Raw genomic sequence first — 17,218 nt, 5'->3', positions numbered from 1 at the left:
GATTCTAAAACCTTGTATAATCCCGGCTGTCAGGCGGGGGTGGACGCCGCACGACCATATCCCCCGCAAGGAATTCGATCGTGCCCGCAATCTCCATTTCCGACAGGACGGTCAGGACTGCTGCTGTCGAGAACTGGCAGCGCCGTACAAGATCGTCAACAGGTGATGGTGTGAAAGATAGAAAACCCTCTATCATTTCATGAAGGTCACCCGTCCCCGCTGGCGGGGGGGCGGGCGGTGGCGCGGGCTGCGATCCGTGGCGCGGGACGGGCGTGCGCACCGGGGCAGCCGGTCGCGGCGCCTGCTGGGAAAATAGCGTATTTTCTTCCATGAATTCAGGAAGTTCACGTAAAATATCGCGTTCATTTTCCGTCAGAACCGCCCCCTGCCGCAACAGATCATTGCTGCCATGGCAACGGGGGTCCAGCGGTGATCCGGGCACGGCAAATACGGTGCGGTCATATTCCAGTGCCATGCGCGCCGTAATCAGGCTGCCTGAACGCAGCGCGGCCTCGATCACCACGCAACCCAGCCCCAGTCCGGCAATCAGCCGGTTGCGGCGCGGGAAATGCCGTGCCTGCGGCACCGTGCCCGGCGGGGCTTCGGTCACAACCGCGCCAGTGCGCGCGATCAGGTCCTGCAGGTCGCCATGTTCGGGCGGATAGGGACAGTCCAGACCGCCCGCAATGGCCGCCACCGTGCGGCCTGCCGTCATGGCGCCACGATGGGCGGCGGCATCGATCCCGCGCGCCAGTCCCGATACGGTGTCCACGCCGTGGGCCGCCAGCAGGGCGGCAAGGCTTTCCGCCATGCGGACCCCGCCGGATGAGGCATTGCGCCCGCCTACGATGCCTACCATCCGATTCGTCAGCAGTGTGACATCCCCCAGCACGCACAGTACCGGCGGGGCATCATGCAGGCGGGCCAGAAGGGGCGGATACCCTGGCTGCCCGTGCACCAGCAGGTGCGCGCCCATGGCCTGCAGCCGGTCAATTTCACGTAATGCTGCATCACGCGGGCACACCGTACCCACGCTGCGACTTATGCGGGTTGCGCCCCGTTCAAGCATGTCGAGCGCGGAGTGCACGCTGCCATGCGTGCGGACAAGGCGGCGGTAGGCAACCGGCCCGATGCCGTCCGTCCGGGCCAGCCGCAGGCAGGCCAGCACCGTTTCGGCATCGGGGACGGTCATGCGCTTTTCTGGCCGATCCTTGGTTCCGTGCCCTTCAGCAGGCGGCTGATATTGGCGTGATGGCGGATCAGGATCATCAGCGCGATCAGGCAGCCCGCAACATAGGCGGGGGAAGAAAAGTCGATCCGGCCCGGCCGGATCATGAGCAGCGGCAGCGCCGCGAAGGCAATGATCGCGCCCGCTGATGAAATGCGCGTGACCTTGGCGAATATCAGCCACAGCGCACAGCAGCACAGCCCGACCCCGGGCATGAGCGCCAGCACGCAGCCCAGACCGGTCGCTACCCCCTTGCCGCCACGGAATTTCAGCCACACGGGAAAGCAATGCCCCGCCACGGCAAAGACGGCGGCAAGGGATTCGGCAGCCAGCGTATGGAACGGACACAGCACGAAGGCGCAGAAAACGGCAAAAGCTCCCTTCGTGCCATCCAGCGCCAGCGTACCGGCCGCCAGTCCCTTGCGCCCGGTGCGCAGTACGTTGGTGGCCCCGATATTGCCTGACCCGATCTTGCGGATATCCCCATTGCCCGACAGGGCCGTCAGCACCAGCCCGAAGGGAATGCTGCCAATCAGGTAGGACAGGAACGCGACCGCGGCCATAAGCGGCAGGTCATAGGTGGGAATGCCGTAGATCATGCGGCGGCGGTCCCGAATACACGCCGCCCGTTTTTCCATGTGCCCAGTACGCGGCCTTCCAGCGCGCGGCCGTCAAACGGGGTATTCTGCGCCTTGCCCGGCAGCTCGCCCGCGCGCACGACCCAGCCCGTCTCGGGGTTGAACAGGCACAGGTCGGCGGCACTGCCTGCCGCCAGCGTCCCGGCCCCGCTGCGCAGTACGCCGGCGGGGCGATGGGTCAGCAGGCCAAGGGCATCCATCATGCCAAGGTTGCCCGCATGCACCTGCGCCAGCGTTACCGCCAGCAGCGTGCACAGTCCCGTCCCCCCGGCGGAGGCCACGGCAAAGGGCTGGCGCTTGTCATCCGCGTCGCACGGCATGTGATCGGATGCGATGGCGTCAATCGTGCCATCCGCCAGCGCGGCGCATACGGCGCGGCGGTCCGCTTCCGCGCGCAGTGGCGGCGACAGCTTGGCATAGGTGCGGAAATCACCGATCACGGTTTCATTCAGGTCGAAATACGGCGGTGCCGTATCGCACGTCACCCTCACGCCATCGGCCTTGGCGGCCCGGATCAGGTCCAGCCCCTCGGCGGTGGATACGTGGCCGAAATGCAGCCGTCCGCCTGTCATGCGCGCAAGGCGCAGGTCACGCGCGATCAGGATGGCCTCGGCCGCCGCCGGGATGCCCGGCAGGCCCAGGCGGGTCGCCAGTTCGCCATCGGTCGCGCACCCGCCACGTGCCAGTGACGGGTCTTCGGGGTGCTGGACAATCAGCGCATCGAAGCCCCTGGCATAGGTCAGCATCTGCCGCATGGTGCGGCTGTCGGCAATGGCATGGGGACCGTCGGTGAAGGCAATCGCGCCCGCTTCGGCCAGCAGGCCGATTTCCGCCATTTCCTTCCCCGCGCATTCGCGTGTCAGCGCGCCATAGGGCAGGATGCCGATCATGCCCGTTTCCTCGCCCCGTGCGCGCAGCAGGCGGGCGAGGGCGGGGTTGTCTATGGTCGGGCTGGTATTGGGCAGCACGGCGATGGTGGTGATGCCACCGGCAACCGCCGCCTTTGCCGCGGACAGCACCGTTTCGCGGTATTCATAGCCGGGTTCGCCAATCGTGACCCGCATGTCCACCAGCCCGGGGCACAGGACGAGGTGGCCGCCGCCATCCACGATGTCCGCGCCTTCCGGCGCGCCTTCTGCCTGTGGCAGGTCAGTGCCCGCGATCACGCCGTCCTTCACCAGCAGGCGGCCGGGACGGTCAAGGGAACTTGCGGGATCGATCAGGCGGACATTTTCAAACAGGACCGGCTTCATGCGCCATCTCCCCCGCGTGCGAGGATGTCCAGAACCGCCATGCGCACGGCAACCCCCATTTCCACCTGTTCACGGATCACGCTCTGATCAGAATCGGCAACGCGGCTGTCAATTTCCACGCCCCGGTTCATCGGGCCGGGATGCATGACCAGCGCATGTGGCTTCGCCAGTGCAAGGCGTTTGTTATCCAGTCCGTAGAAACGGAAATATTCACGCGCGCTGGGCACCTGCGTGCCCTTCATGCGTTCACGCTGCACACGCAGCATCATGACCACATCCACCCCGCGCAGGCCGTCTTCCATTGTATGGTGAATGCTGACCCCCAGCGCCCCGATCGCCCCGGGCACCAGTGTCGGCGGTCCCACCACGCGCACCTGGCAGCCCATGGCGGTCAGCAGGTGAATGTTGGAGCGCGCCACGCGGCTGTGGCTGACATCGCCACATATGGCGACGGTCAGCCCTTCGAACGTGCCGAAGTGGCGGCGGATGGTCAGCGCGTCCAGCAGCGCCTGTGTCGGGTGTTCATGCGTGCCGTCACCGGCATTGACCACGCTGGCCTGCACTTTCTGCGCCAGCAGGGCGGGCGCGCCGGATTGCGAATGGCGTACCACCAGCAGGTCGGTATGCATCGCGTTCAGGGTCGCGGCCGTATCCAGCAGCGTCTCTCCCTTGTTGACCGAGGAACTGGCGACCGTCATGTTCACCACATCCGCGCCCAGCCGCTTGCCCGCCAGTTCGAACGAGGTGCGCGTGCGGGTGCTGTCCTCAAAAAACAGGTTGATCAGCGTACGCCCGCGCAGCAGGTCGCGCGGCGTTTTGCGCGACCGGTTGAGCAGGGCGTAATGTTCCGCCAGGTCAAGGAAGGGCGTGATCCGGCTGGGGTGCATGCCCTGCACGCCCAGCAGGTGCCGGGCCGGGCGGGTCAGGAAGACATTGCTGCCCTGGCTGCCGCGATCATTCATGGGCGGCAACCGCATTGATGCGCGCCAGTACCCCGTCACGGCCAAGGGCGGCCAGCGTGTCGTCAATGCCGGGCGACATGGTGCTGCCGGTCACGGCGGCGCGCAGCGGCTGCGCCACCTTGCCCAGTTTCATGTCATGTGTTTCGGCAAACTGGCGCAGGGTCGCGTCAATGCCGTCCTTCGTAAATGGCTCGGTCGTCTTCAGCGCCTCGGCCAGCCTGCCCAGCATGACGCGGTTTTCCGGCGTCAGCTGCTTTTCGGCCTTGGGCGTGAATTCAAGCGGCAGCGAACGGCCAAGGAAGGCGGCATTGTCCGCCAGTTCCACCAGCGTCTTCGCGCGTTCCTTCAGCCCCGGCATAAGCGCCAGCACCTTTGTCCGGATGGCGTCGGAGGTATCGACCCCTTCCATCTTGCCCAGACGTTCCATCACGTCATTGGTCAGCCGCGTGTCATCGGCCTGACGCAGCCACACGCCGTTGATGTGCAGCAGCTTGGCGTAATCCATGCGCGACGGCGAGCGACCGACGCCGTCGAGGTCGAACAGCCTGATCTGTTCCTCCCGCGACAGGATCTCGGCATCGCCATGGCCCCAGCCAAGACGCAGCAGGTAATTGTTCAGTGCTTCGGGCAGGTAGCCCATTTCGCGGAATTCGACGACCGACTGCGCCCCGTGCCGCTTGGACAGCTTGGCGCCATCGGGGCCGTGGATCAGCGGCAGGTGCGCGAAATGCGGCAGGTCCCAGCCCATGGCGCGGTAGATCATGGCCTGGCGGAAGGTGTTGGTCAGGTGGTCATCGCCACGGATGACGTGGGTGATGTCCATGTCATGGTCATCCACCACCACGGCAAGCTGGTAGACCGGGGTGCCATCGGCGCGCAGGATGATCATGTCATCCAGTTCCGAATTGGCTACGCGCACGTCGCCCTGCACCAGGTCGTGAATGGTCGTCTCGCCCTCACGCGGGGCCTTGATGCGGATGGTGTAGGGGGTGTTGGCGGGGGCTTCCGAGGGGTCGCGGTCGCGCCACATGCCATTGTAACGGGGGGGACGGCCCTCGGCCATCGCCTTTTCGCGCATTTCCTTCAGTTCATCCGCCGTGCAGTAGCAGCGGTAGGCCAGCCCCTTTTCCAGCAGTTCATGCGCCACTTCGGTATGGCGTGCCTGCCGGGTGGACTGGAACACCGGTTTTTCGTCTGAGTGGATATCCATCCACGCCAGCCCGTCGAACAGGACATCGACCGCCTTCTGGGTCGAGCGTTCTCGGTCGGTATCCTCGATCCTGAGCAGGAACTGGCCACCATGGTGGCGGGCATAGAGGAAATTGAAAAGGGCGGCACGGGCGTTGCCGATATGCAGCAGGCCGGTGGGGCTGGGTGCAAAACGCGTACGGACTGTCATGAGCCGGTTCCTTAGCATGTTTTCCGCCTGCTGACAGGGGGCAGTCTGGCGTGTGTGCCATCTCCGCCGGTAGGGTGTGCATTCCGGCCACGCATGGGCATGGCCGTGACATGGTGCAGATCATTACGGGGGTTGTCCTGCCGCGCCAGCATATTGACCGCGCCCGCGCCACGCTGTCGCGCATGACCATGGGAGCCAGCGCATGGCTGTGGGGGCAGCATACCCGTTTCGTGCTGTGGCTTCCCGCCCTGCTGGCAGCCGGGATGGCCATGTATTTCACGCTGTCATGGGAACCGTCCGCCGCATGGGCATGGGGGACGGGCATGGTGGTCGTGGGGTGTGTCGCAGCGCGGCTTGTCTGGGGGAATGGCCTGCTGGTGCGTCTGGGCTGCGGGGTGGCGGGGGCGTGTGCGGCAGGTGCCCTGCTGGCATGGGGGCAGGCGCACCGCATGCCCCCGTTTCCCGACCTGCCGCGCCGGGCGGTGCACCTGTCGGGCCGGGTGTTGGATGCCGACGGACAGGCCCTGCGCGATGGCGCGCGGGCATGGCGGGTGCGGCTGGCGGATGTGCGCTTCCTTGACGGTATCAATACCGGCATGCCGCCGCTGCGCCGCGTCCTTGTGCTGCGCCTGTTGCCCGATGATGCGTGCGTTCCCGTGCCGGGTGATACCGTGCTGGCGCGCGTAATACTGTCGCCACCCGCCTTTCCCGCCCTGCCGGGCGGCTATGATGCCCAGCGTCGCGCATGGTTTGATGGGCGTGCGGGGACTGCGCGTGCGCTGGACAAGGTGACATGCGTGCATGGGCATTCCCCATCCGCCCGCATCGCCAGCATGCGGCAGGCATTGGCGCAGCGGATTCGTGCCGCCCTGCCCGATACGCGCGGCGATATAGCCGCCACTGTCCTGGTGGGGGCCGATGGCGCGATTCCGGCGCGCGTGCGTGACGCCTTTGCCGATGCCGGACTGGCGCACCTGCTGGCGGTGGCCGGGCTGCATCTTGCCATTGTCATGGGGCTGGTCATGGGCGGGGTGCGCATGGGGCTGGCGCTGTCCGAACGCGCGGCGCTGTTCTGGCCGTGCCGGCAGATCGCGGCGGTCTGCGCGCTGCTGGCGGGTGGGGGATATGTCCTTGTCACCGGTGCGCACCTGCCGGCACTGCGCAGCCTGTTCATGGCGATGCTTGCGGTCGTGGCGCTGGTGGCGGGCAGGCGGGTGGTGTCGATGCGGGCGCTGGCGGTGGCAGTGGTCATCCTGCTGTGCCTTGATGCGGAAAACGTGGCCGAACTGCCGTTGCAGATGTCGGCTGCGGCGGTGATGGCGCTGATCGCCGGTTTCGACGCGCTGCGTCCCGGCCTGACGGCATGGGAACATGACATGACATGGTGGCGCAGGCTCGGCGCTCGGTGCGCGCATCCGCTGCTGGCGAGTGTTCTGGCGGGTAGCGCGTGTATCCCTGTGGGCATGGCGCATTTCGGAACGGTGCAGCCGTGGTTCGTGCTGGCCAACCTGCTGGCCGTGCCGCTCATGTCGGTGTGGATCATGCCGTGGGGGCTGCTGTCCTTCATGCTGATGCTGCCAGGTTGGGAAAAGCTGGCGCTGGTGCCCATGGGGTGGGGCATTGCCGTGGTGGACTGGCTCGCGCGGCAGGTTGCATGGCTGCCGGTGGCGCATATCGGGGTGCCCGCCATTGGCAATGGGGGGCTGGCGCTGTTTTTTGCCGGGTTGTGCTGGCTGTGCCTGTGGGGCGGGCGGGTGCGCCTGCTGGGGTTCGTACCGGTTGCGCTGGCGCTGCTGTCGCCATGGTGGGCGGCGCGCCCGGGGGTCATGATATCGCCCGATGCGCGGATGGTGGGCGTTACGGTGGGCCATACGATCCTGACCGGTCCCGGTGCGCATCCCGACCCGTTCGTTTTGCGCGAATGGCAACGGGTGACGGGGCTGGGTGCGGGCATGTTGCCCGATAATGGCAGACAGGGCGTGCTGTCCTGTCAGGACAGGGTGTGCCGCGTGCGCGAACCGGATGGAGATGTGGTGGTCGTGCTTTCCCCACGGCAACCGGGATGGGTGTCCTGTCGTGATGCCCGGCTGGTGGTGAACCTGTCGGGGCAGGCCGGGTGTCCGGGCGTTGCGCTGATCGGGCGGTTCGATATCTGGCGCAACGGGGCCTATGCCCTGTTCCCCGATCGCGCGGGGGGTGTCATGGTCCGGGCTGACCGGCAGGTACGCGGTGCACGGCCCTGGGTCATGCGGTCCGGAGGGGCGGGCATGCCTGACCTGCCTATGGCCAGGACGGAATAGGGCACTGCCCTTGATGAAAAAAGGCGGCACCCGCAAACTTCTATTCTTTTGAAGATGGAGATGTGGCTGGCGCCCCCACTGCGCGCAGGTCGTTCTTCATGCGGTACTGGCACGGGTCAAAGGCGGGGCAGCGCCAGCATTCGGGCCTGCGGGCCTTGCAGACATAGCGTCCGTGCAGGATCAGCCAGTGGTGTGCGGGGCGCAGCATGTCAGCGGGAATGCGGCGGACAAGCTGGTCCTCCACCGCGCGCGGGGTCGCCCCGGGCGCCAGGCCGGTGCGGTTGCCGATACGGAAGATATGGGTATCGACCGCCATGGTGCTGTCGCCAAAGGCCACGTTCATGACCACGTTCGCGGTCTTGCGCCCCACGCCGGGCAGCGATTCAAGGGCCGCGCGGTCATAGGGCACCTTGCCGTCAAAGCGTTCCAGCAACTGCCGTGACAGGGCGACGACATTGCGCGCCTTGGTCCGCCACAGCCCGATGGTGCGGATATGCGCGCCGACCTTTTCCTCCCCAAGTTCCACCATGGCCCGTGGGGTGGGCGCGTCACGGAACAGTGCCTTTGTCGCCCTGTTGACCGAGGCATCGGTCGCCTGCGCCGACAGTACCACGGCAACCAGCAGGGTGTAGTCGTCCACGAAATCCAGTTCGCTTTCGGCATTCGGGTTGGCGGCGGCCAACTGGGTGATGAAGGACCGTACTTCCGCCAGTGTCATGGCGCGGCGCGCGGGTTTCTTCGGGGATCTGGCTGTTGTCATCTGGTACTCGCAGGCGGTGGATCGCACGCCATTGTGCGGCGTTGCGGGGGGCGGTGTAAATCACCCTGCCATCCGGCGGCGGCCATCGGCCTTGCGCATGGCCGCGGTGGGGGCTAGTCGTTCCGGCCCCGGCGGCGCATGGATGCCTGAGCACATGGCCGTGCGGTTTCCTGCATCATGGCGTGTTGGCAATGGTATCCTTTCTTTCCCGTCCTGCATCGGGACGACATGAATTTTCCGCCGTGCTGGGCTTTGTCTGGCGCAGGTGGCGCGCGTATCCCGGTTTTCTGGCATGGACGCTGGCGGGGATCGCATCGGCCACCGTGGCGGATGTGATGATGCCGCTGCTGGCGGGCTGGCTGGTCAATGACGTGTCCGGTCCCGCCCGGCACGCTGCGGTCCATCGCGCCATATGGGATGTGGTCGGCCTGACCGTGCTGGGGCTGGGTGGCATCATTGCGCGGCGTACGGCCTATATCGGCATTTCCCACCTGACATCGCATGTCATGACCGGCATCGTGACGGAGGTGTTCGCCCGCGTGCAGCGGTTTTCCAGCGAATGGCATGCCTCCAACTTCGCCGGGTCAACCGTACGGCGCATCACGCGCGGAATGGGGGCGGTGGACACGCTGGGGGATACGCTGCTGCTCATGCTGGTGCCGGAGGGGATCGTGCTGTGCGCCACGACAGCCGTGCTGGCCTTTCACTGGCCCCTGATGGGACTGGTGCTGGCGGTGGGGGCCGCGGCACTGGTGGCGCTGTCGGTCATGCTGACGCTGCGGTATGTCGCGCCATCCGCGCGTCTTGCCAATGCATGGGATACGCGCATGGGGGCAACCCTGTCCGATGCGGTGACATGCAATGCGGTGGTGAAGGCATGCGGCGCGGAAGCGCGGGAGGACGCGCGGCTGGCACGGGTGGCGGGCCGCTGGCGGCAGCGCACGGTGCGGTCGTGGCTGCGTGGGACCGACAGCGCAAACCTGCAGAACCTGGCCGCCCTTGTCATGCGCATGGTGCTGATCGCGGGAGTGGCGCTGCTATGGGTGCATGGTCGCGCGGGGCCGGGGGATGTGGCCTATGTGCTGACCATGATGTTCGTGATCCAGGGCTATCTGCGCGATATCGGCCAGCAGATTTCGGTCGTGCAGCGTTCGGTCAATGAAATGGAGGAACTGGTCACCCTGTTCCATATGCAGCCTGCGGTGGCTGATCGCCCCGGTGCCGTGCCCCTGCGGGTGACGCATGGTCATATCCGTTTCGAGCATGTGCGCTTTGGCTATGAACGCCAGCATGGCAGGCTGCTGTTCGATGACCTGAGCCTTGATATCGCGCCGGGCAGCAGGGTGGCCCTTGTCGGTCCGTCGGGTTCGGGCAAGACCACGCTGACACGGCTGGTGCAGCGGCTGTATGACGTGCAGGGGGGACGGATCACGGTTGACGGGACGGATATCGCCACCGTCACGCAGGCCAGCCTGCGCGGGCAGATTGCCATCGTGCCGCAGGAGCCGCTGCTGTTCCATCGTTCGCTGGCGGAAAACATTGCCTATGGCCGTCCGGACGCCACGGATGCGGAGATCGCACATGCGGCCCGGCAGGCCAATGCGGCGGACTTCATTGCCCGCCTGCCGCGTGGTTATGCCACCATGGTGGGCGAACGCGGCGTCAAGCTGTCGGGTGGGGAACGCCAGCGCATCGCCATCGCCCGCGCGTTTCTGAGCCACGCGCCCATTGTCATCATGGACGAGGCGACATCCAGCCTTGATTCCCGTTCGGAAATGCTGGTCCAGCAGGCGATGGAACGGCTGATGGCCGGACGCACGGTTCTGGTCATCGCCCACCGGCTGTCCACCGTGATGGGGCTGGACCGCATCATCGTGTTCCGTCACGGACAGGTGTGCGAGGATGGCCCCCACGCGGCCCTCATGGCGCGCGAGGGGGGAATCTATCGCGGACTGTTTGAACTCCAGTCCCTGTAGGCATCAGCCAGGCAGCATGGCGCCCAGCGCCCTGCCGCCAAACAGGTGAACATGGAAATGCGGCACTTCCTGTCCGCCTTCCACGCCAACATTGGACAGCAGGCGGTAGCCGGGCGTTTCCAGATTCAGGTCGCGCGCGACCTGTCCCACCGCGCGGGTGAAGCCGGTTATTTCAGCTTCCGTGCCATTGCGGCTGAAATCGGCAAAGGAAACGAACGGTCCCTTGGGGATGACCAGCACATGCACGGGCGCCTTGGGCGCGATGTCATGGAAGGCGAGGGCGTATTCGTCCTCGTACACTTTCTTGCATGGCAGTTCACCGCGCAGGATGCGGGCGAATACGTTCTGCGGATCGTAGGGTCCGGTGCCGTTGACGGCCATGAGGTATCTCCTGTTTGCGAATGGGGATCAGGCCAGCGGGTCGCGCGGGCGCGACGCCTTTTCAGCGACGCCGCTGGTGCCTTCGCGACGCAGAAGTTCCGCCCAGACTTCAGCCGGTTTCACCCCGGCATCCACCCACATCACGATCAGGTGGTACAGCACATCCGCGCTTTCGCTGACCAGTTCGCCCCGGTTGCCCGCCACGGCCTCGATCAGGCATTCAACGGCTTCCTCGCCGAATTTCTGCGCGATCTTGCGTCGGCCGCGCGCCAGAAGCCGGGCGGAATGGCTGACGGACGGGTCCGTGCCGCGCCGGGATTCCACAACATCGAACAGGCGGTCCAGCACATCAGGGGTGGCAGGCCCCACCGCTTCCAGCTTCAGGCTGGCGGCGGCTTTTGCCGGGGCGTTCTTGCGGGATTTTTCTGGCTTGGCCATCACAGTGCTCCGATAGGCAGGGGATTAAGGGGATCAGTCACTCAGGCGGACCGGCAGGCCCGCTGCCGCCAGCGCCTGCTTGACCTGTGGAATGGTGAACTGGCCGAAATGGAAGACGCTGGCGGCCAGCAGGCCGGTGGCGCCAGCGCGGGCGCCTTCGACAAAATGCGCCAGTTCCCCAACCCCGCCAGAGGCCACGATGGGAATGCGTACCGCCGCATTGGCCGCGCGCAGCAGGTCAAGGTCGAACCCCTTGCCCGTGCCATCGCGGTCCATGCTGGTCAGCAGGATCTCGCCCGCGCCCCGTTCGGCCACTTCGCGGCACCAGTCGATCACGTTGCGCCCGGTGGGGGTGCGGCCGCCATGGGTATAGACTTCCCATGACCCATGGCCATCGCTGCGCGCGTCAATGGCGACGACCACGCACTGGCTGCCGAATTTCTGCGCGGCCTCACTGACCAGTTCCGGGCGCGAGACGGCGGCTGAGTTCATGGCGCACTTGTCTGCCCCCGCCAGCAGCAGGCGGCGCATGTCGTCCGTGGTGCGCACGCCGCCGCCCACCGTCAGCGGCAGGAAGATGCGTTCCGCCGTGCGACTGACGACATCAAGGATGGTGTCGCGGTTTTCATTGCTGGCGGTGATGTCGAGGAAGGTCAGTTCATCCGCCCCGGCCGCGTCGTACACGGCGGCCTGTTCCACCGGGTCGCCCGCGTCGCGCAGCGAGACGAAGTTGACGCCCTTGACCACCCGGCCATTCTTGACATCCAGACACGGGATGACACGCAGTTTCAGCATCAGGACAGGACCCGCAGGGCTTCGCCCAGGTCGATGCGTCCGTCATACAGCGCGCGGCCCACGATCACGCCCTCAATGCCCGGCGCCTGCGCGGTCGCCGCGCGCAGGGCTTCGAGATGTTCAAGATTGCCCACCCCGCCGCTGGCGATGACGGGAATGGACAGGGCGTTGGCCATGTCGGCGGTCTGTTCGATATCAATGCCCGTCAGCATGCCGTCGCGGCTGATTTCGGTGAAGATGACGGCGGCAACGCCCGCGTCCTGCATGCGCTGGCCCAGGTCCACGGCCTTCATTTCTGATGTCTCGGCCCAGCCTTCGGTTGCGACCTGTCCGCTGCGCGCGTCAATCCCGGCCACGATCCGGCCGGGGAACAGGCGGCAGGCCTCGCGCACCAGCTCGGGGTTCTTGACCGCGATGGACCCCAGGATCACGCGGCTGATCCCGGCATTGAGCCATTTGCCGATGCTGTCCAGATCGCGCAGCCCGCCACCAAGCTGCACCGGGACAGAGGCATTGGCGATGATCGCCTCGATCGCTTCGGTATTGGCCGAACGCCCCGCGAAGGCGCCATTCAGGTCCACCACGTGCAGCCAGCTGCATCCGGCGTCGATCCATGCCCGCGCCTGCGCGCCGGGATCATCGGAATAGACGGTGGCGTTGTCCATTTCCCCCCGGCGCAGGCGCACGCATGTGCCGTCCTTGAGGTCGATTGCGGGATAGAGTGTCAGGCTGTGTCCGGTCACGGGGGCATGTCCTGCTGCAGGAATGGGGGTTGAAGCCGCCAGCGGGTGGGCGGGTACGATCCGCTCGTCATCCTGCAGGCGCTTGGTGAAAAACAGGCCGCGCACGGTGCGTCCGTCCGTGCGGGCGTAGCTGGGGTGGGTGCCCCAGTGGTGGAAGCCGCTGCTGCGGAACAGGCGGACGGCATCGGTCTGGGTTTCGCGCACGTCCAGGTTGATGATCTGGTATCCCATGCTGCGCGCGCAGCTTTCCACTTCGGTCAGAAGCAGGCGGCCCAGCCCCAGCCCGCGGGCATAGGGGGCGATATAGAAATGCATGAGGGTCGCGCTCATGGCCTGCGCTTCGTTATTGCGCGGCGGGCGCACAAGCTGTGCCGACCCCACGATCATGTCATCCAGCCGAGCCACGAACATCTGGCGTTCGGGCACCAGCAGGACGCCACGGAAATACCGTTCCAGCGTCTCACGCGGGGGCGGGGCCAGCCAGCCGAAGCCGCCGCCGTCCAGAATGGCGGCATTGGTCGCATCGCACAGGGCATGCAGGTCGTCTTCATGCATCTGCTGCACGCGTTCGGCATGGACGGTGCCGGCGGTTGCGGTCCGCCGTGTCATGGCGTGCTGCCCGGCGCAGGTGTCCAGCGCAGGAAATTGGACAGGATGCGCAGGCCGACCTTCTGGCTTTTTTCTACATGGAACTGGGTGCCCGCCCGGTTGCCGCGCGCGACAATGGCGGGCACCGTGCCGCCGTAATCGGTGGTCGCCACCATGTCCGCGGCATCATAGTCGCGCAGGGCGAAGGAATGAACGAAATAACCGTGCGCTTCCACCGGCAGGCCTTCGGTCAGCGGGTGGGCGCCGGGCGTGAATTCAAGCTGGTTCCACCCCATCTGCGGCAGGCGCAGGCCCGGGGCGTCCATCAGGGCGATTTCGCCCGCAATCCAGCCAAACCCCTGTGTCACCCCATGTTCGCGCCCACGTTCGGCCATAAGCTGCATGCCCACGCATATGCCAAGGAAGGGCGTGCCGTTATCGGTTGCGTCCAGTATGGCGTCATGCAGGCCGGGCCGCGCCGCAAGGCCCGCAGCACAGTCGGCGAACGCGCCCTGTCCGGGCAGGACAATCCGGTCGGCCTGCCTGACGGCCTGCGGGTCGGCGGTAATGGTGACGGTGGCGTCAATGCCGCTGTCAGCCGCCGCGCGGGACAGCGCGCGGGCGGCGGATGCAAGGTTGCCACCGTTATAGTCGATCACCACGATGGATTGGGCGGAAGGATGCGCGGGCATGGGATGCCTCATGATACGGGGGAAAGGGGATGGGACCGGTCATGGTCCATCCAGCGCAGCAGGGCTGCCTTGGGGTTGGTCGCGTAAACGCCGCGCGCGGCCCGGTAGCCGCGCAGGCGCAGTTCCCACTGCCGCAGGTCCGGGGCGTTCAGCGCAAGCAGAAGGTGCATCCCGCCCAGCAGCGGCACGGCGACCGGCAGCGGCAGAAGCTGTCTGGTCAGGATGCTGGCGCCCCCGGCCAGCAGCCCGCTGATCCAGCAGCCACGCAGCACCAGCCCGACCCATCCCGACAGCAGTACCAGCCATGACATGCGCCACGCCACCATGACCGGCCGTTGGGCTGGGTCCAAAGCGCGGGCAGGGGGCAGCAGGGCGGAATAGAATGTCACAGGCTGCCTTTGGTGGACGGGATGATGCCGCCGGCGCGTGGGTCGGCCTCGCTTGCGGTGCGCAGCGCGCGCGCCAGCGCCTTGAACGCGGCTTCGGCAATGTGGTGGCAGTTATGTCCGGCGCGCTGGATGACATGCAGCGTGACAAGGGCGCTCATGGCGAAGGCGCGGAAGAATTCCTCAAACAGTTCGGTGTCCATGTCCCCGATCTTGTCGCGCCCGAAGGTGACGGACCACGCAAGGAAGGGACGGCCCGAAATATCCACGACCGCTTCGCACAGCGCTTCATCCAGCGGCACGGTGGCGCTGCCATAGCGGCGGATGCCACGCTTGTCGCCTATGGCCCGGGCAAAGGCCTTGCCCAGCGCGATGCCGGTATCCTCCACCGTATGGTGGTAATCGATATGCAGGTCACCCTTGGCGGTAATGTCCAGATCGCACATGCTGTGGCGGCCGAGGGCGGTCAGCATGTGGTCAAGGAACCCGATGCCGGTGTCGATGCGGGTCTGTCCCGTGCCATCAAGGTTGATGGTGACGGTAATGTCGGTCTCGCTGGTGGCGCGGTGGACCGTGGCTGTGCGCGGGGTATTCATGCACTCCCTTCTATAGAAGCCCGAGGCCGGAATCCATACCGATCCCGTGACGCGGGCACTGCATGGCGGGGTGGATATTGGCAGGACGGGGCAGTTGCTGCATGGTGTCGCGTCACGGCTCCCGCCATCAGGCTACGGACTGTCAGCGGGCACCCGGTTTATCAGGGAACGACCATATGACATCGCTTGATCTTCTTCTGTCCCGTTTTTCCACCGATGCGCTGATGGAACCCGCGCCCACGGGCGACGTGCTGCATGCCATCCTGTCCACCGCCATGCGGGCGCCGGACCATGGCAAGCTGCGCCCCTGGCGTTACGTTCTGGTGCGTGGCGATGCCCGTTCCGAAGTGGCGCAGCGCGTGGTGGCCAGCATGAAGCGGCTGGACCCGGATGTTGATCCCGCGAAGATTGAAAAACGGCAGTCCCGTTTTTCCACCATGCCGCTGGTCATCGTGCTGGGCATGCACCTGCGTCCCGAACACAAGATTCCCCTGATCGAACAGGAACTGGCGGTCGGCGCCGCGGCGATGAACATTCTCAACGCCCTGCATGCCACGGGCTTTGGCGGGGTATGGGTCAGTGGTGACGTGGCCTATGACCCGGAACTTGCGGCTGAACTGGGCTTTCGTGCTCCACACAGGCTGGCGGGTTTCCTGTTTGTCGGCACGCCAAAGCCGGACGCCAGGGGGCCGAAGCGCCGCGATGTTGACGGATATGTGGCCGAATGGACCGGGAAGCCGGTGCAGTTCGGCGCGGATGCATGATCTGTAAAAGACGGCAGACGGACAGGGAAGCAGGCAGGCCATGGCATATCATGATGTAACGATAATGGGTGGCGGTCCGGCTGGGCTGGCCGCGGCCCTGTCACTGGAGGCGCGTGGCCTGTCCGTCGCGGTGCTGGAACGTGCGCCGCAGGCGCGCTGGGCCGAACCTGCGTTTGACGGGCGCGAAATCGCCCTGACCCATCATTCGGTTTCGGTGCTGAAGGAACTGGGCGCGTGGGAACATATCCCGCAGGTCGCCATTTCCCCCCTACGTGAAGCGCGGGTGGAAACCGGGCGCAGCAACCATCCCCTTACATTTGATACGCAGGGGCGTGGCGTGGATGCGCTGGGATACCTTGTGTCCAACCATTGCATCCGGCGCGGGCTGTATCTGGCAGCCAGCCAGCGTCCCGGCATCCGCCTGCCGGGCGGCACATCCACCCGGCATATCCGGCGCATCGGGGAAGAGATGACGATCGTGCATGATGGGGGCGAGATCACATCCCGCCTGGCCGTGGGGGCGGATGGCCGCTTTTCACAGATCCGCCGCCTGCAGCGCATTGGCGCGGTCATGCATGATTTCAGGCGCGCCATGCTGGTCTGTCGCATGGCGCATGAGCTGCCCCACCATCATGTCGCGACGCAATGGTTCGATGAAGGACAGACAATTGCCCTGCTGCCCGTCAATGGCGGGGCGTCTTCCATTGTCCTGACCCTGCCGGTGGAGGAAATCGACCGCCTGCGCACGCTGGAACGCGATGCCTTCAATGCCGAAATCATGCAGCGTGTGGGGCGACGGCTGGGGAACATGCGTCTGGTCAGCACCCGGCATGCCTATCCGCTACGGGGCGTCTATGCGCACCGTTTCGCAGCCCCCGGCTTTGCCCTGATCGGTGACGCGGCGGTTGGCATGCATCCCATTACCGCCCATGGTTTCAACCTTGGGCTGAAGGGACAGGAAGCGCTGGCGCAGGAAGTCGAGGCGGGGCTGGCGCGCGGTGAATCGCCGGGCAGCCTGTCTGTGCTACGGCGGTTTGAACGTCGGCACCGCCTTGCAACAGCGCCCCTGTTTGCCGCCACCAATGGAATCGCAACGCTTTATACCCGTGATGAGCCTGCTTTCAGGGTTCTGCGTCAGGCCGGATTGCGTGTGGCGGATGCGCTGGCTCCGTTCAAATCGGCTGTTACGAATATGCTGATGGACCGCAATCGCGCGGCCTAGTGCGGTTTTTTGGCTATTGGGCTGAAAAGGCGCGGTGATTTTTTTAGCCCATATGCATTTTTATGATTGACGGTGTGGTGAGTGGGACCTATATCCC

At 65.8% G+C, this 17,218-nt stretch carries 17 protein-coding genes; 4 read left to right on the top strand and 13 right to left on the bottom strand.

Features of this window, described 5'->3' with window-relative positions:
- Positions 1-4: 4 nt before the first annotated feature.
- Genes dprA through gltX form a run of 5 tightly spaced genes read right to left on the bottom strand, consistent with a single transcriptional unit; the run spans position 5 to position 5,480 of the window.
- On the bottom strand, positions 5-1,192 hold the full coding sequence (gene dprA / locus B7449_RS08730; protein ID WP_039732366.1) for a DNA-processing protein DprA: 1,188 nt from the start codon (positions 1,190-1,192) through the stop codon (positions 5-7).
- Positions 1,189-1,827: a glycerol-3-phosphate 1-O-acyltransferase PlsY gene (gene plsY, locus B7449_RS08725; RefSeq protein WP_039732411.1), complete on the bottom strand. Its 639-nt coding sequence runs from the start codon at positions 1,825-1,827 to the stop codon at positions 1,189-1,191. Before plsY ends, dprA begins: the two co-directional genes overlap by 4 nt.
- Positions 1,824-3,119 (bottom strand): dihydroorotase, encoded by a 1,296-nt coding sequence (locus B7449_RS08720; RefSeq protein ID WP_039732365.1) that lies wholly within the window; start codon positions 3,117-3,119, stop codon positions 1,824-1,826. Before B7449_RS08720 ends, plsY begins: the two co-directional genes overlap by 4 nt.
- Complete coding sequence (locus B7449_RS08715; RefSeq protein ID WP_039732410.1) at positions 3,116-4,081, bottom strand: aspartate carbamoyltransferase catalytic subunit; 966 nt, start codon at positions 4,079-4,081, stop codon at positions 3,116-3,118. The genes B7449_RS08720 and B7449_RS08715 overlap by 4 nt, the downstream gene beginning before the upstream one ends.
- Positions 4,074-5,480, bottom strand: a complete 1,407-nt coding sequence (gene gltX / locus B7449_RS08710; protein WP_039732364.1) for a glutamate--tRNA ligase — start codon at positions 5,478-5,480, stop codon at positions 4,074-4,076. Before gltX ends, B7449_RS08715 begins: the two co-directional genes overlap by 8 nt.
- Before the next feature lie 113 nt (positions 5,481-5,593).
- Between gltX and B7449_RS08705 the strand changes: the two genes are divergently transcribed.
- A complete protein-coding gene (locus B7449_RS08705; RefSeq protein WP_039732409.1) occupies positions 5,594-7,780 on the top strand; it encodes a ComEC/Rec2 family competence protein in 2,187 nt (728 codons plus the stop codon).
- Between the two features lie 40 nt (positions 7,781-7,820).
- On the opposite strand, the gene nth is transcribed toward B7449_RS08705, so the two are convergent.
- Positions 7,821-8,540: an endonuclease III gene (gene nth / locus B7449_RS08700; protein ID WP_039732363.1), complete on the bottom strand. Its 720-nt coding sequence runs from the start codon at positions 8,538-8,540 to the stop codon at positions 7,821-7,823.
- A 191-nt stretch (positions 8,541-8,731) separates the two neighbouring features.
- On the opposite strand from nth, the gene B7449_RS08695 reads away from it, so the two are divergent.
- Complete coding sequence (locus tag B7449_RS08695; RefSeq protein WP_039732361.1) at positions 8,732-10,516, top strand: ABC transporter ATP-binding protein; 1,785 nt, start codon at positions 8,732-8,734, stop codon at positions 10,514-10,516.
- Between the two features lie 3 nt (positions 10,517-10,519).
- Here B7449_RS08695 and B7449_RS08690 read toward each other — a convergent pair whose 3' ends face one another.
- Genes B7449_RS08690 through hisB form a run of 7 tightly spaced genes read right to left on the bottom strand, consistent with a single transcriptional unit; the run spans position 10,520 to position 15,135 of the window.
- Positions 10,520-10,897 carry a histidine triad nucleotide-binding protein gene (locus tag B7449_RS08690; protein ID WP_039732360.1) on the bottom strand — a complete coding sequence of 126 codons (378 nt, stop codon included), beginning with the start codon at positions 10,895-10,897 and terminating at the stop codon, positions 10,520-10,522.
- Positions 10,898-10,924: 27 nt separating this feature from the next.
- A complete protein-coding gene (locus B7449_RS08685; RefSeq protein ID WP_039732359.1) occupies positions 10,925-11,335 on the bottom strand; it encodes a phosphoribosyl-ATP diphosphatase in 411 nt (136 codons plus the stop codon).
- A gap of 33 nt (positions 11,336-11,368) precedes the next feature.
- Positions 11,369-12,130, bottom strand: coding sequence for an imidazole glycerol phosphate synthase subunit HisF (gene hisF / locus B7449_RS08680; protein WP_010508180.1), 762 nt, complete (start codon positions 12,128-12,130; stop codon positions 11,369-11,371).
- Positions 12,130-13,482, bottom strand: coding sequence for a 1-(5-phosphoribosyl)-5-[(5-phosphoribosylamino)methylideneamino]imidazole-4-carboxamide isomerase (gene hisA, locus B7449_RS08675; RefSeq protein ID WP_039732358.1), 1,353 nt, complete (start codon positions 13,480-13,482; stop codon positions 12,130-12,132). The genes hisF and hisA overlap by 1 nt, the downstream gene beginning before the upstream one ends.
- Entirely contained in the window at positions 13,479-14,153 is a 675-nt protein-coding gene (hisH, locus tag B7449_RS08670; RefSeq protein ID WP_039732357.1) for an imidazole glycerol phosphate synthase subunit HisH, read from the bottom strand. Before hisH ends, hisA begins: the two co-directional genes overlap by 4 nt.
- A gap of 8 nt (positions 14,154-14,161) precedes the next feature.
- Positions 14,162-14,542, bottom strand: a complete 381-nt coding sequence (locus tag B7449_RS08665; protein WP_039732356.1) for a hypothetical protein — start codon at positions 14,540-14,542, stop codon at positions 14,162-14,164.
- Positions 14,539-15,135: an imidazoleglycerol-phosphate dehydratase HisB gene (gene hisB, locus B7449_RS08660; RefSeq protein WP_010514858.1), complete on the bottom strand. Its 597-nt coding sequence runs from the start codon at positions 15,133-15,135 to the stop codon at positions 14,539-14,541. The genes B7449_RS08665 and hisB overlap by 4 nt, the downstream gene beginning before the upstream one ends.
- Before the next feature lie 176 nt (positions 15,136-15,311).
- Between hisB and B7449_RS08655 the strand changes: the two genes are divergently transcribed.
- Positions 15,312-15,899 (top strand): nitroreductase family protein, encoded by a 588-nt coding sequence (locus tag B7449_RS08655; RefSeq protein ID WP_039732354.1) that lies wholly within the window; start codon positions 15,312-15,314, stop codon positions 15,897-15,899.
- Between the two features lie 40 nt (positions 15,900-15,939).
- Entirely contained in the window at positions 15,940-17,121 is a 1,182-nt protein-coding gene (gene ubiM, locus B7449_RS08650; RefSeq protein ID WP_039732353.1) for a 5-demethoxyubiquinol-8 5-hydroxylase UbiM, read from the top strand.
- The last annotated feature ends 97 nt before the right edge of the window (positions 17,122-17,218 follow it).

The sequence above is a fragment of the Komagataeibacter intermedius TF2 genome (assembly GCF_000964425.1).
Classification (GTDB): domain Bacteria; phylum Pseudomonadota; class Alphaproteobacteria; order Acetobacterales; family Acetobacteraceae; genus Komagataeibacter; species Komagataeibacter intermedius.
The sequence above is the reverse complement of the archived record's forward strand: the minus strand, read 5'-3'. Positions and strand labels throughout refer to the sequence as shown.